Source organism: Psychrobacter sp. APC 3426 (genome assembly GCF_030408035.1).
Lineage (GTDB): Bacteria > Pseudomonadota > Gammaproteobacteria > Pseudomonadales > Moraxellaceae > Psychrobacter.
In genome coordinates this window covers 99,012-112,388 of record NZ_JASDCF010000003.1, presented here as the reverse complement: position 1 = coordinate 112,388, position 13,377 = coordinate 99,012, and the positions used below count along the sequence as shown (strand labels likewise).

Sequence of the window (13,377 nt, the reverse complement as noted above, 5' to 3'; positions counted from 1 at the left end):
GTCTATCATCGAGGTAGCGTTTAGAAATTAACGGCCTGCTGACCAAAACTTTGCCACTTTTAGCTTTGAGAGAATCAGGGCAATAAAAAATAAAATCGCTAATATCAAGACGATAGACAGACCCGTCTGAAGGTCTAGCCAAATACTACCCCAAACACCTAGCGTTACCCCTAATTGTGCGATGATGAGCGATATAATGACCATTTGTTTTGGCGATGCTGACCATAAGCGCGCTGTCAGTGCTGGCAATACCAATAATCCACTGATTAAGAGGCTGCCAACCGCTTGCAACGCAATGGCACAAAACCCTGCCAACACACCCATAAAAAACAATCGCTGGCGTGTCGGATTGATACCCTGAATACGCGCTAACGCTTCATGAGTCGCCAGCTTAATTTGCGCCGGCCATATATAAATAAGCAATCCTAGTCCCACCAGCACACTAGCTGCAAGTAGGGGCAAGTCTGCCCAATCAAGCTCTAGCAGATTGCCAAATAAAAACCCAAGTACATTTGCTTGTTGGTCGGTTAGCTGGGTCAAAGCCAATAGCCCCAAACACAGTAGCGACACCGCCACAACCGCCAATACCGCATCAACGGGCAAGCGCTCATCATCGATGAGTACCAGCCCTAGCACTACCATGATGCTAACGATGCCAACGCCAATACCCATCGGCAATTGCCACCACACAGCGAGCGCCACGCCCAATAAGGTGCCATGTGCTAACGCATCAGCAAAAAACGCCATACGGCGCCACAACACTAGGCAACCTAAAGGCGCTGATAGTAGCGCTAAAATACTGCCAGCAATCCAAGCAGGGGCGATGATGGCTAACCAAGCGGTCATAACAGATATCCGTAAAATTTTTTAGTTTGCATTAACGCTGTGTTTTTAAGGCAGTCATCAACGTATTTGAGTGTATGTATTATAATTCGCTTGGTGCATGATGTTCGCAATCATGATGCTGATGCACATATGGCTGCTCATAATGATGACCGAAAAGCTTCTGGAACTCGCTACTAATCGCAAGTTCACTTGGTTGTCCTTCACAGCAAATATGTTTGTTAAGGCAAATCACACGCCGACTGCCTTTCATTACCCAATGCAAATCATGCGAGACCACCAACATGGCACAACGCAAAAAATCTGGCAGCTCATCAATAAACTGATAAAGCCAAACCTCGGTATCAGGGTCAAGGCCTTGCATTGGCTCATCTAAAATTAATAAATTGGGCTTATCTAATAGCGCACGGGCCAATAATACGCGCTGAGTCTCACCGCCAGATAGATGTAGCATCTGCCGCGAAAGCAGGTGCGTCAATGACAACTTATCAAAGATAAACTGTCTCTGCTCAGCGGTTAAACGCTTTTTGTCTGCTTGCGCTAATAAGTCACAGACGCGTAATGGCAGTATCGGCGGTACCGTAAAGCGCTGCGGTACATAGCCAAGCTGTAATGGTTGATGTGCAGTCATTTGCCCTTTAGTGGGCTCCAGTAAGCCTAAGATAAGCTTGACTAGGGTAGACTTGCCCGCACCATTTGGGCCGATTAGACTCACCGTTTCATTCACGGCGATATCAATATCAATATGCGAGAGCAAACGCTGTTGGCCAATATGAAAGCTGACATCACTGAGGCTCAGTAGCTTATCAGCGTTGCTGAGCGTTTGAGTGCTTAGATTTGCACTTGCTGACTGATTAGACGGTAGGATAGGCAGGCTCATAGTATGACAACGCAAATATTGATAAAGGATAAAATGGCAAACAATGATAAAACTCTCATGACAAATTGCCAGTAAAAAATGCTGTTTATTTTATAGTAATACTTTACTGGCATGCTTGGCAGCGACCGCTAAGCTCAATAACACTGCGCTCAACCATAAAACCAACATCCTGCTCAGCAAAGCTCATCATCTCTTGTACCGGCACGCTACTACATTCTTGCACTCGTTGGCATTGCTCGCAGATTAGAAACGCTGCCGTATGCTGAGCACGCGGATGACAGCAAGGCACATAAGCATTGATAGAGGTCAGTTGATGAATCAAACCCTCACTCAGCAGAAACTCCAAGCTGCGATAGACCGTTGGTGGTGCCACGTTTTTCGGTGTCTGCTGACTCGATGCAGTATAGTGAGAGTGAGGCGCTAATAATCGCATCTGCTGTAATTGGGTGATTAAATCATAAGCACCTACGGGCTTATTGGCTTCTAACACCAGCTGGTAGATTTGTTGGCGCAGAGGGGTAAAGCGTGCGCCACTTAAACGACATTGCTCTTTGGCTGCCGCTAGACGATCGTTAATATCATGCGGTGTGAAATCTTGCACATCATGCAAATGGTCGCAGGTTGATGAATTAGTGGGCATGGTGCAAGCTCCTAAAAATAACATGGCACTTTTTATATCAGAAAATTTTATGATGGTTTTTTATATTGTTATAGTATAACATACTAAATTAAAAAGCAGCTGAGTTGTTTTACTTATCTTCTTATCAATTATTAATATGCTAGGCATTTGAAGATGACTTCTAACTCAGAACTCGTATGCTGCTACCAACCTTATATTTTACCAACCCTAAAAGAACTGATTATGAAATCAATTTTCAACCACTCTTTACGCTCACTAGGCAATCTACAGCGACTGCTAATCATTGGAATAGCATTAGTACTAGGTCCGATAATGACGGCTCAAGCAGCAACAGTGAGCGTCAGTAACTATCCGTTGTTTTTATTGAGTGAGGCGGTGACTGAAGGCGCACCATCTGCTAATAGATTGTTGCAGGCAGGGGAGGTGGGTCATCATGGTAGTATCAGTCCTGGTGATATCAAAGCGATTCAGGACAGTAAGTTTGTGGTGTGGTTTGGCGAGCCGTTAGAAAATAACTTAGCCGCGAGCCTCAACACAGCGCCAAATGCCATTGCGCTATTTCCCTTTGACGCCTTCAACCGTCACCCACTACGTGATGTAAAAGGTGCCCCTATCGCTGGTAGCTTAGATCCACATATTTGGCTAGACCCTGAGAATGCCAAAGCCATTACTCGTGCGCTTGCCGTCATCCATAGTCATGCCAATCCTCAATATAAAAGCCTTTATCTTGCCAATGCACAAAAATTTGCCCAGCGACTCGATAGGGCAGTGGCCACAACCCGTCAAAGTGCTCAGAAAAAAACCTTACAAACGCCGCGACCGTATTGGGCGTATCACGATGCTTACCAATATATAGAGAGCAGCCTACACCTAAAGCTGGTCGGTAGTCTAAGTACCGATCATCATTTGGCACCAAGAGCGAGCCAATTGCGTTGGCTAAACGAGCAGCGTCCGGCGAAAGAGATGTGTTTGGTCAGCCCAAGTCAGCCAGCCAAAGGGCTATTGGCAAAGCTGCAACCAGTCAATACCACAGTGCAAGCGGAAGATATGAGCAATAGCAAAGATTTTGTTAGCGGCTGGCAAGCGATGGCTGAGCAAATCTATCAATGCATATCCTAAAATAAGGTGTTGATAAAAGGGCTGGTTATTATCGATTTAATTGAGGACATGCTCTAGAGTGTTAATGAAAAGAGTATCGAGATTGTCGTAACGTAGATTATTGAAGCAGTCCGTTAATAATCCTTTTATTAAGGGTCGCATTATATGGCAATACAGTTTTGGTTGAATACCGATTATTTGCTCATAATTTGGGATAACATTAATAATTGAGCTAGGTGACTGATAAAAGGCATATTTTACTTGCTTAACAGTCCCGTGCTCCTTATAATAAGTGGCGTTTTATTTTGGTTAAAAGGTAATACCTGTAGAGTGAGCCATTCACGGATAAAGGTGTCGCAACTGTGCTACATTATCCCAATGCTGTAAGGCTATAGGAATACATTGCCGATGACCAAGCCTGCCAAACGCACACAGAAAGATAAAATCGGCATTTATATCAAACGCCAAGCGTGGATATTATTTATCCTTATTGTTATCGCTTGGACGATAGATGTTAGTTGGTTACATAGTGATTTGACTGTCGCAAAAAGTGCCGCTTTGGGTGCATTGCTTAGTTTCGTCACACAGGCCGTTTTTGCATTTTTTATCTTTTGGTATACGGGATATCGCGCGCGCCGACATATTGTCAGCCAGCTATATCGAGGTCAGGCAGCCAAATGGCTACTGACAGTATTTGGTTTCGCACTAATTTTTATTACCGTACAACCCCTATCGGCGCCTGCGCTGTTTATCGGTTTTATGGTAATGCAAATTAGTCACAGTTGGATGTTGTGGCATATACGCTAGTGTTAATAGCGAATAACTATTTTGAGTGGTTTTTTAGCGACTGTTCCTTAAGTCATCTCAATAGTTACGATTAATGATACTAAGCAAGTCACCCTGCCGTCCAACTTCTCTATGACTGGTTCCATAAAGTCTAAAAATGACAAATTTTTGTCCTTGTTGTATAGATAACTGCTTATAACTATTGTAATAAAAGCGGCTAACGTTCATTTTGAAGTCATAAAATCGTGGTAAATAGAACGGCGTCCTAATAAACCCAACTATTTAGTATTTAACTTCACAGGTGAAAAAAGCGCTAAGCCTATATCAGGCATAGTTAGCAGCTGATAAGCTATTTATACAACAGATAAAAAAGTCATAATTGACTTTACACGAATACAACGCTGCATTAATATAGGCAGCTAAATATTTTGCTTATGAGCGCTGTATGAAGCGACAGCCGTAAAAGTACGGCAGTAGGCGAGCACATATTTAACAATTTTGCGTACACATGCAAGGGCTATTACTGAATCATCATAAGCCCTTTTTTGATAGCTAAAATTTATCTTAAGCCATCAAACATCGCATCGTAATAGAACTATGGGTTGGATGTTATTGGTTACATGAGTGCTTTTAGCACGGTTCATTGACTTGCTTAATAGCATGGCAAATAGAAACGCTAAAACTTCATCAGATGACAACCATATTTTTGGTAGTTGATTAAATCGTTGATTAATAAGAAGCTTACATTATGGCATCCGAGCAAACATCATCAGAATATATCTCTCACCACTTAACGAACTGGACGTACGGCTATCTGCCGGGCGAAGGATGGAAAGTCGCCTATACTGCTGAAGAAGCAGGGCAAATGGGCTTCAACGCGATCCATCTTGATTCTATGCTATGGTCAATTGGTCTGGGTATTTTATTTTGTGCCATCTTTTGGATGGTTGCCAAAAAAGTCACTTCAGGCGTACCAAGTAAGACCCAAGCAGCGGTTGAGATGATCGTTGAGTTTGTTGATAACAACGTTCGCGATTCGTATAGTGGTACCTCAAAATTGATTGCGCCACTGGCGTTGACTATTTTTGTGTGGATCTTCTTGATGAACTTGATGGATCTACTGCCTATCGACTTTATTCCAAGTCTGGCTGGGCAAGTTGGCGCTATGATGGGCCATGATCCACATCACGTCTTCTTCAAGATTGTTCCAACGACTGATCCTAACATCACGCTTGGCATGTCATTCTCTGTCTTTGCGCTGATTATCTTTTATAGTATTAAAGAAAAAGGTCTAGGCGGCTTTATCGGTGAGCTAACGCTACATCCATTCAGTGCTAAAAACCCTATCTTGCAAGTTATTTTAATCCCCATCAACTTCATTCTAGAAGCGGTTACTCTGATTGCTAAGCCTGTATCACTTGGCTTGCGTCTATTCGGTAACATGTATGCTGGGGAATTGATTTTCATACTGATTGCTCTAATGCCGTTTTGGATTCAATGGGCGTTATCAGTACCGTGGGCAATCTTCCACATCTTAATTATTACACTTCAAGCGTTCGTATTTATGATGCTGACGATAGTTTACATGTCACTTGCATCATCAACTGAACATTAATCAGACATTCAATAGGTAAATGAGGATACATCCATGGATCCAGTATTAGGTGGTTACACAGTTATCGCAGTAGCACTACTTATCGGTTTAGGTGCACTAGGTACAGGTATTGGTTTTGCTATTCTAGGTGGTAAATTCCTAGAAGGTGTTGCACGTCAGCCAGAACTTGGTTCACAGTTGCAAACTCGTATGTTCATCGTAGCAGGTCTTCTTGATGCTATTCCGATGATCGGTGTTGGTATTGCTATGCTATTGTTGTTCGCTAACCCTCTAGCAGGTTAATCCGAAAGCTCAGTTGTAAATGTTTGGTATTCGGAGATTTACTATCAAATATAGTCAAGATTTGACTGCCAAACATGATCAATGAAACTGATTTTTCATTAACAAAGAGGTGATCACGTGAATATCAATTTTACCCTCGTCGGTCAAGCCATTGCTTTTGCAATATTTGTGATTTTTTGCATGAAATTCGTGTGGCCACCACTTATCGGTGCCATTAATGAGCGTCAGCGTAAAATTGCTGAAGGCTTGAATGCCGCAGAAAAAGCAAAAGCAGACCTGGCAACCGCGGAGCAAGATGTCCAGCAGGAGCTCGATGCTGCAAAGGCTAAAGCTGCTGCTTTAATCGAGCAAGCGAACAAGAGTGCCAATCAGCTTGTCGAAGATGCAAAAACGCAAGCCCAAGCGGAAGGCGAGCGCATTCGTCAACAAGCGCAAGCGTCTATCGACCAAGAAATCAATCAAGCGCGTGAGTCATTACGTGCCCAAGTTGCTGAACTGGCTGTACTTGGTGCAGAAAAGATTTTGCAAGACAAAGTCGATGTGCAAAAACATGCCAGTATGTTAGACCAACTGGCGGCGAAGCTGTAATTGTGAGGATATAATGGCTGACTTATCAACCTTAGCACGACCGTACGCTAAAGCCGCGTTTGACTATGCCAATGAAAACGGGGTAGTAAATGAGTGGGAAAACTTCTTATTTATTGCCGGCACCGTTGTCAATGACAAGTCGTTCAGTACTTGGCTAGACAATCCAGCTGTTTCTGCTGAGCATAAGTCAGCTGCTTTGGTCGATCTTTATGATACACAAGTAGCTAGCGCTAATGATTCTGCTTTTAAGCAGTTATTAGGTGAGACTAGAGGGGTTCGCCCTGACAGCGACGCCAGCTATCCAAAAGTATCAGTAGCACTTAGTAACTTCGTTAAACAGTTATCAGAACAAGAGCGTCTGGCGCTGCTTCCTGAAGTTTATGAGCATTATCGCCGTCACAAGGCAATAAGCTTAAAGCAGCTTGACGCATATGTGACCTCTGCCTATCCATTGACTGACGCTCAACGTGAAACGATTCAAGCACGTCTTGCTGCCTCGTTAAATGCGAGTGTGGTGATTCATGAGTCGGTCGATCCAAGTCTATTGGCAGGCGCTACAATCAAAGTCGGTGACAAAATCATTGATGATTCGATGCGCGGCAAGTTACAACAGTTAAAAACACAGCTAACTGCCTAATGCCATTCATCAACGCAGCCATATAATATCTGCGTGATAGTAAGAGCATTTAAGTCAGTGGGCGGGTTATCATAAATTAAAGGAAACAAGGCAATGCAACAATTGAATCCAGCGGAAATCAGTAACCTGATTAAGCAGCGTATTCAAGACCTTGATGCGGGTGCAACTGCAAAGAATGAAGGCACGATTGTCAAAGTATCTGACGGTATCGTGCAGATTCATGGTCTTGAAGATGCCATGTACGGCGAAATGATTGAGTTTGAAGGCGAAATCTATGGAATGGCGCTTAACTTAGAGCGTGATTCTGTCGGCGCGGTAGTACTTGGTGATTACCTAAAGCTGCAAGAAGGTCAAAAAGCCTATTGTACTGGTCGTATCCTTGAAGTACCAGTAGGTCCTGAGCTGCTAGGCCGTGTTGTTGACGCCTTGGGTAATCCTATTGATGGCAAAGGTCCTATCGATGCCAAAATGACTGACAAAGTCGAAAAAATCGCTCCAGGCGTTATCGACCGTCAATCAGTAGATCAGCCAGTAATGACTGGTTATAAAGCCGTTGATACCATGATTCCAATCGGTCGTGGTCAGCGTGAGCTTATCATTGGTGACCGTCAGACGGGTAAAACCGCAATGGCTATCGATGCGATCATCGCGCAGAAAGCTTCTGGCATTAAATGTGTATACGTCGCAATCGGTCAGAAACGTTCTACCATCGCGAACGTCGTACGTAAGCTTGAGCAGACTGGCGCATTAGAATATACCACGGTTGTGGTTGCATCAGCGTCAGAGCCTGCAGCACTTCAGTATATCGCACCGTACTCAGGTTGTACGATGGGCGAATACTTCCGTGACCGCGGCGAAGATGCACTGATTGTATTTGATGACTTATCAAAACAAGCGGTTGCTTATCGTCAAATCTCACTATTGCTACGTCGTCCGCCAGGTCGTGAAGCGTATCCTGGTGACGTATTCTATTTACACTCACGCCTACTTGAGCGTGCATCACGTGTAAACGCTGATTACGTAGAAAAGTTCACCAATGGTGAAGTGAAAGGTAAAACGGGTTCTTTAACTGCACTACCAATCATTGAAACACAAGCTGGTGATGTATCTGCATTCGTACCAACTAACGTGATTTCGATCACTGATGGTCAGATCTTCCTAGAGTCTAGTTTATTCGCCTCAGGTATCCGTCCAGCAGTAAACGCTGGTATCTCGGTATCTCGTGTTGGTGGTGCCGCTCAGACTAAGATTATCAAAAAGCTATCTGGTGGTATTCGTACCGCTCTAGCTCAGTATCGTGAACTAGCAGCATTCGCTCAGTTCGCATCAGATCTTGATGACGCAACTCGCGAGCAGCTTGATCATGGTGAGCGTGTGACTGAATTGATGAAGCAGAAGCAGTATCAGCCGATGTCAATCTCTGAGCAAGCAGCCGTTATCTATGCTTCAAACGAAGGCTTCTTAGCTGACGTACCTGTCGAAAAGATTGGTTCTTTCGAAGAAGCGTACCTACGTTATATGCATGATGAGCAAAGTGAATTGATGCGTGAGATTGATGACACTGCGAACTACAACGATGATATCGCAGGTCGTTTAAAGTCATCTTTAGAGACCTTTAAACAAAATCACAGTTATTAATTTAACGGGTTAAGCCGATTTGGTTACCGCTCTGATTCAGATCGTATAAGGTGGCGCGTTGTCTGATAAGCATTTTGCTAAGACAGGCGCGCCATTGTGCTAACCATTGATGGTATTAGATCGCGTCATGCACAAGGTATAACGATTATTCTTTAAGATCGATGTTATATGTTAAATAATTGTCGCATGCGCCAATGCTTTTTAACCCTCTTATATTGGAATCATTATGGCAAGCTTAAAAGAGATACGTGCCAAAGTCACCAGTATTAAAAGCACCCAGAAAATTACTCGTGCTATGCAAATGGTAGCGGCAAGTAAAATGCGCCGTGCGCAAGAGCGCATGGAAGTGGGTCGCCCGTATGCTGATAGTATGCGCCGGGTTATTTCACATTTGGTGCATGCTTCATCAGACTACAAACATCCGTATATGGTATCGCGTCCAGTCAATAAGGTTGGCTATATTGTCATTACCTCTGACCGTGGCCTAGCGGGTGGTTTGAATGTAAACTTATTCAAAGCCTTATCTAAAAGTATCCAGCAATACCAAGACCAGTCTGTGCAAACTGAATTTGCAGCTATCGGCGCTAAAGGCGTAAGTTTTTTCAAAAACTTCGGCGGTAAAGTGACCTCAGCTGTGACCGATTATGGCGATAAACCAACGTTTGAGCAGTTGAATGCACCTGTGCAGGCGATGCTTGAGGATTATAGTAACGGTAATATCGACCGTATCTATGTGGTATATAACAAATTCGTTAATGCCATGACTCAAAAGCCAACGGTCAATCAGTTAGTACCGCTACCTGAGGGCTCATTTGGTGACGAAGAGAGCGGCATACAGACAGAACTTAGCTGGGATTATATATACGAGCCTGACATCAAGACGTTAATTGATGAATTGCTTGGTCGCTATATTGAGTCGATTGTTTATCAAGCGGTAATGGAAAACATTGCCTCTGAGCAGTCTTCACGTATGGTTGCGATGAAAGCGGCAACAGATAATGCTGGTGACCTTATTAACGATTTACAGTTGGTTTATAACAAGCTGCGTCAAGCGGCGATTACCCGAGAAATCTCGGAAATCGTTGGCGGTGCTGCTGCTGTTTCATAATTGACTACACCTATATATAGAAGTTCAAGGAGAACGCAATGAGTAGCGGTCGTATTGTACAGATTATTGGCGCGGTTCTTGACGTTGAGTTCAACCGTAATGAAGTTCCTCAAATTTTTGATGCCTTGCAAGTAGACGGTACCGAAACTACCCTAGAAGTACAGCAACAGCTGGGTGACGGTATTGTACGTACTATTGCAATGGGTTCAACCGAAGGTTTAAAGCGTAACCTACCTGTTACTAATACTGGTGCACCTATTTCTGTGCCTGTAGGTACTGGTACGCTAGGTCGCATCATGGATGTTCTTGGTCGTCCTATCGATGAAGAAGGTCCTGTTGTTGCTGACGAAAAATGGTCTATCCACCGTGAAGCGCCAAGCTACGCGGATCAGTCAAACAGCACTGAGCTACTAGAGACTGGTATTAAAGTTATCGATCTACTTTGCCCGTTTGCTAAAGGTGGTAAAGTTGGTCTGTTCGGTGGTGCCGGTGTTGGTAAAACCGTTAACATGATGGAGCTGATCAACAACATCGCTCTAAAACATGAAGGTTTGTCAGTATTTGCTGGTGTTGGTGAGCGTACTCGTGAAGGTAACGATTTCTATCACGAAATGCAGGAAGCTGGCGTCGTAAACACTGAAGACTTTAGTAAGTCTAAAGTAGCAATGGTATATGGCCAGATGAATGAGCCACCGGGTAACCGTTTACGTGTTGCACTGTCTGGTTTGACCATGGCTGAGTACTTCCGTGATACCAAAGATCCTGTTACTGGCAAAGGTCGTGACGTACTATTGTTTGTTGATAACATCTATCGTTATACACTAGCGGGTACAGAAGTATCAGCACTACTTGGTCGTATGCCATCAGCGGTTGGTTATCAGCCAACACTCGCTGAAGAGATGGGCTTACTACAAGAACGTATTACGTCAACTCAGTCAGGCTCTATTACTTCAGTTCAGGCGGTATACGTACCTGCGGATGATTTGACCGATCCATCACCTGCTACAACGTTTGCTCACTTGGATGCGACTGTTGTACTAAGCCGTGATATCGCGTCACAAGGTATCTACCCTGCGGTTGATCCATTGGATTCAACATCACGTCAGCTAGATCCACAAGTAATCGGCGAAGAGCATTACAATGTTGCTCGTGGTGTTCAGGAAGTTCTACAGCGCTATAAAGAACTAAAAGACATCATCGCGATCTTGGGTATGGATGAGTTATCAGAAGAAGATAAACTGGTTGTTTATCGTGCTCGTAAGATTCAGCGCTTCTTGTCACAGCCATTCCACGTTGCTGAAGTCTTTACTGGTGCACCTGGTAAATATGTACCACTACGCGATACCATTGCTAGCTTTAAAGCAATCATTGCTGGTGAATACGACGATCTACCAGAGCAAGCATTCTACATGGCTGGTAGCATCGAAGAAGTAGTCGCCAAAGCAGAGAAAATGAAATCTACTGCAGCGTAAGTTGTGTTAGCAATCGCTAAAGGGCAGGTAGGCTATAATAAGTCTATTTGCCAGTAGGTAACGCATCGCAGTTTTGATTGTAAGGAGTTAAGTATGGCAACGTTACAATGTCGCGTCGTAAGTGCTCGTGAAGAGTTGTATTCAGGCGAAATTAGCATGTTAATAGCTACGGGTACCGAAGGCGAAATTGGTGTATTGCCAGGTCACACACCGCTTATTACTTTGCTAAAACCGGGTGCGATGCGAGTGCAAACACCGAACGGTGAAGAAGAAGTGATTTATGTCTCAGGCGGCGTGTTAGAAGTACAACCGAAGATGGTTACCGTGTTGGCTGATACTGCTATGCGTGCACATAACCTTGACGAAAGCAAAATCGTTGAAGCACGCAAAAAAGCTGAGCAAATGCTGGTCAATCAATCTGACACGGTACAAACTAATGCGGCGTTGGCCTCATTGGCTGAATCAGTAGCACAGCTACAGACGATTCGTAAATACAAAAACCGCGCTTAATTTATGACGGTGAATGTTTAATCATCATTTTAGCCTAGCATTATTCATAAAAAAACAGTCCATCATGGGCTGTTTTTTTATGTCTATTATTTATTGAAAAAGCAATATTAAACAATTCCTAAAAAGTCACTGGCGACAACGTCAATATATGGTTATATTAGAGGTAATAGAGTGTAAGATTTGAGTATGGATTTTGACCGAATGTTAGACAGATAACGGCGCTTTAACGATTAAAATGGTTAGTTTTCTTAAATATAGGTATCAAGAGGCCAATAAAACTTATTTGTCTGCTATTATCTGTGTGAAGTGCAGAAACTTTGGACGTAAACTAATGTTTTAATAGGCGTAGTTTATAGATTTTGTTAACGACTATAAGCTATAGTATAGGCAGCTGACTATTTAATAGTATACTGTGCTACCAAGTTTGTAACAGCTATTCAAACATCAATTGTGCCACTTGATGGTGCTATTAATTTTACCGCTCTTACTTTTACTGCTTTTAAATTAGATGTATTAGAGGATATAACAATGACAACGAATGAAGAAGACAACACCCCCCGAATTTTGATTGTTGAGGATGATGAGCGTCTGGCCATGTTGACCCAAGATTATTTGGTCAAAAATGGTTTAGAAGTAGCCATTGAAACTGATGGAAACCGTGCTATTCGCCGTATCGTTAATGAACAACCAGATTTGGTTGTGCTTGATGTCATGCTTCCTGGTAGCGATGGCTTGACGGTTTGCCGTGAAGTGCGTCCGCATTATCAAAACCCTATTTTGATGTTGACTGCTCGTACTGAAGACATGGATCAAGTACTTGGCCTTGAGATGGGTGCTGATGACTATGTGGCCAAGCCTGCTCAGCCACGCGTACTGCTTGCTCGTATTCGTGCATTGTTGCGTCGTTCAGAAAATGCCCCGTCAGAAGATGTACCACAGCGCCTAGAGTTTGGCGAATTGGTTATCGATAATGGTGGTCGTTCAGTCAATCTAGGTGATGAGCTGGTTGATTTCACCAGTGCTGAATATGACCTTTTATGGCTATTGGCTTCTAATGCAGGTCGTATCTTGTCACGTGAAGATATCTTTGAGCGTCTACGTGGTATTGAGTATGACGGTCAGGATCGCTCAATTGACGTACGTATCTCGCGTATTCGTCCAAAAATCGGTGACGATCCAGAAAATCCAAAGCGTATCAAAACGGTCCGTAGTAAGGGTTATCTCTTTGTGAAAGAAGGCAATTAAGTCTACTTTCTCAAAGTCATCATTGATGACTGATA

General features: G+C 43.5%; 14 protein-coding genes. 11 read left to right on the top strand and 3 right to left on the bottom strand.

Annotated features, from left to right (window positions below):
• Positions 1 to 27: 27 nt before the first annotated feature.
• The 3 genes from QL919_RS03795 to QL919_RS03785 all read right to left on the bottom strand — a co-directional run bounded on the left by QL919_RS03795 (position 28) and on the right by QL919_RS03785 (position 2,363).
• Positions 28 to 846: a metal ABC transporter permease gene (locus QL919_RS03795; RefSeq protein ID WP_290188255.1), complete on the bottom strand. Its 819-nt coding sequence runs from the start codon at positions 844 to 846 to the stop codon at positions 28 to 30.
• Positions 847 to 925: 79 nt separating this feature from the next.
• Positions 926 to 1,723, bottom strand: coding sequence for a metal ABC transporter ATP-binding protein (locus tag QL919_RS03790; protein WP_290188254.1), 798 nt, complete (start codon positions 1,721 to 1,723; stop codon positions 926 to 928).
• 103 nt (positions 1,724 to 1,826) lie between these two features.
• Positions 1,827 to 2,363 (bottom strand): transcriptional repressor, encoded by a 537-nt coding sequence (locus tag QL919_RS03785; RefSeq protein WP_290188253.1) that lies wholly within the window; start codon positions 2,361 to 2,363, stop codon positions 1,827 to 1,829.
• A gap of 222 nt (positions 2,364 to 2,585) precedes the next feature.
• Between QL919_RS03785 and QL919_RS03780 the strand changes: the two genes are divergently transcribed.
• From QL919_RS03780 to QL919_RS03730, 11 genes are all read left to right on the top strand, one after another.
• The gene (locus tag QL919_RS03780; protein WP_290188252.1) at positions 2,586 to 3,482 is read left to right on the top strand and encodes a zinc ABC transporter substrate-binding protein; all 897 of its coding nucleotides are present in this window, start codon (positions 2,586 to 2,588) and stop codon (positions 3,480 to 3,482) included.
• Positions 3,483 to 3,869: 387 nt separating this feature from the next.
• On the top strand, positions 3,870 to 4,268 hold the full coding sequence (locus QL919_RS03775; RefSeq protein ID WP_290188251.1) for an ATP synthase subunit I: 399 nt from the start codon (positions 3,870 to 3,872) through the stop codon (positions 4,266 to 4,268).
• A gap of 727 nt (positions 4,269 to 4,995) precedes the next feature.
• Positions 4,996 to 5,862 carry a F0F1 ATP synthase subunit A gene (gene atpB / locus QL919_RS03770; protein WP_290188250.1) on the top strand — a complete coding sequence of 289 codons (867 nt, stop codon included), beginning with the start codon at positions 4,996 to 4,998 and terminating at the stop codon, positions 5,860 to 5,862.
• Between the two features lie 33 nt (positions 5,863 to 5,895).
• The gene (gene atpE, locus QL919_RS03765; protein WP_010197960.1) at positions 5,896 to 6,144 is read left to right on the top strand and encodes a F0F1 ATP synthase subunit C; all 249 of its coding nucleotides are present in this window, start codon (positions 5,896 to 5,898) and stop codon (positions 6,142 to 6,144) included.
• Between the two features lie 117 nt (positions 6,145 to 6,261).
• The gene (locus tag QL919_RS03760) at positions 6,262 to 6,732 is read left to right on the top strand and encodes a F0F1 ATP synthase subunit B (protein WP_290188249.1); all 471 of its coding nucleotides are present in this window, start codon (positions 6,262 to 6,264) and stop codon (positions 6,730 to 6,732) included.
• 13 nt (positions 6,733 to 6,745) lie between these two features.
• Positions 6,746 to 7,369 (top strand): F0F1 ATP synthase subunit delta, encoded by a 624-nt coding sequence (locus QL919_RS03755; RefSeq protein ID WP_290188248.1) that lies wholly within the window; start codon positions 6,746 to 6,748, stop codon positions 7,367 to 7,369.
• A 93-nt stretch (positions 7,370 to 7,462) separates the two neighbouring features.
• The gene (atpA, locus tag QL919_RS03750; protein WP_057762002.1) at positions 7,463 to 9,007 is read left to right on the top strand and encodes a F0F1 ATP synthase subunit alpha; all 1,545 of its coding nucleotides are present in this window, start codon (positions 7,463 to 7,465) and stop codon (positions 9,005 to 9,007) included.
• Positions 9,008 to 9,233: 226 nt separating this feature from the next.
• Positions 9,234 to 10,115, top strand: a complete 882-nt coding sequence (gene atpG / locus QL919_RS03745; protein ID WP_101211242.1) for a F0F1 ATP synthase subunit gamma — start codon at positions 9,234 to 9,236, stop codon at positions 10,113 to 10,115.
• 38 nt (positions 10,116 to 10,153) lie between these two features.
• A complete protein-coding gene (gene atpD / locus QL919_RS03740) occupies positions 10,154 to 11,587 on the top strand; it encodes a F0F1 ATP synthase subunit beta (protein WP_201617077.1) in 1,434 nt (477 codons plus the stop codon).
• A 93-nt stretch (positions 11,588 to 11,680) separates the two neighbouring features.
• On the top strand, positions 11,681 to 12,097 hold the full coding sequence (locus QL919_RS03735; protein ID WP_021812807.1) for a F0F1 ATP synthase subunit epsilon: 417 nt from the start codon (positions 11,681 to 11,683) through the stop codon (positions 12,095 to 12,097).
• A 528-nt stretch (positions 12,098 to 12,625) separates the two neighbouring features.
• Entirely contained in the window at positions 12,626 to 13,342 is a 717-nt protein-coding gene (locus QL919_RS03730; protein WP_021812806.1) for a response regulator, read from the top strand.
• Positions 13,343 to 13,377 lie beyond the last annotated feature (35 nt).

Excerpts from the sequence above, each read along its gene's own strand:
- atpE (WP_010197960.1), top strand. The coding sequence starts at position 5,896 with ATGGATCCAGTATTAGGTGGTTACACAGTTATCGCAGTAGCACTACTT.
- atpD (WP_201617077.1), top strand. The coding sequence starts at position 10,154 with ATGAGTAGCGGTCGTATTGTACAGATTATTGGCGCGGTTCTTGACGTT.
- atpG (WP_101211242.1), top strand. The coding sequence starts at position 9,234 with ATGGCAAGCTTAAAAGAGATACGTGCCAAAGTCACCAGTATTAAAAGC.
- atpB (WP_290188250.1), top strand. The coding sequence starts at position 4,996 with ATGGCATCCGAGCAAACATCATCAGAATATATCTCTCACCACTTAACG.
- QL919_RS03775 (WP_290188251.1), top strand. The coding sequence starts at position 3,870 with ATGACCAAGCCTGCCAAACGCACACAGAAAGATAAAATCGGCATTTAT.
- QL919_RS03795 (WP_290188255.1), bottom strand. The coding sequence starts at position 846 with ATGACCGCTTGGTTAGCCATCATCGCCCCTGCTTGGATTGCTGGCAGT.
- QL919_RS03790 (WP_290188254.1), bottom strand. The coding sequence starts at position 1,723 with ATGAGCCTGCCTATCCTACCGTCTAATCAGTCAGCAAGTGCAAATCTA.
- QL919_RS03735 (WP_021812807.1), top strand. The coding sequence starts at position 11,681 with ATGGCAACGTTACAATGTCGCGTCGTAAGTGCTCGTGAAGAGTTGTAT.
- QL919_RS03730 (WP_021812806.1), top strand. The coding sequence starts at position 12,626 with ATGACAACGAATGAAGAAGACAACACCCCCCGAATTTTGATTGTTGAG.
- QL919_RS03780 (WP_290188252.1), top strand. The coding sequence starts at position 2,586 with ATGAAATCAATTTTCAACCACTCTTTACGCTCACTAGGCAATCTACAG.
- atpA (WP_057762002.1), top strand. The coding sequence starts at position 7,463 with ATGCAACAATTGAATCCAGCGGAAATCAGTAACCTGATTAAGCAGCGT.
- QL919_RS03785 (WP_290188253.1), bottom strand. The coding sequence starts at position 2,363 with ATGCCCACTAATTCATCAACCTGCGACCATTTGCATGATGTGCAAGAT.
- QL919_RS03755 (WP_290188248.1), top strand. The coding sequence starts at position 6,746 with ATGGCTGACTTATCAACCTTAGCACGACCGTACGCTAAAGCCGCGTTT.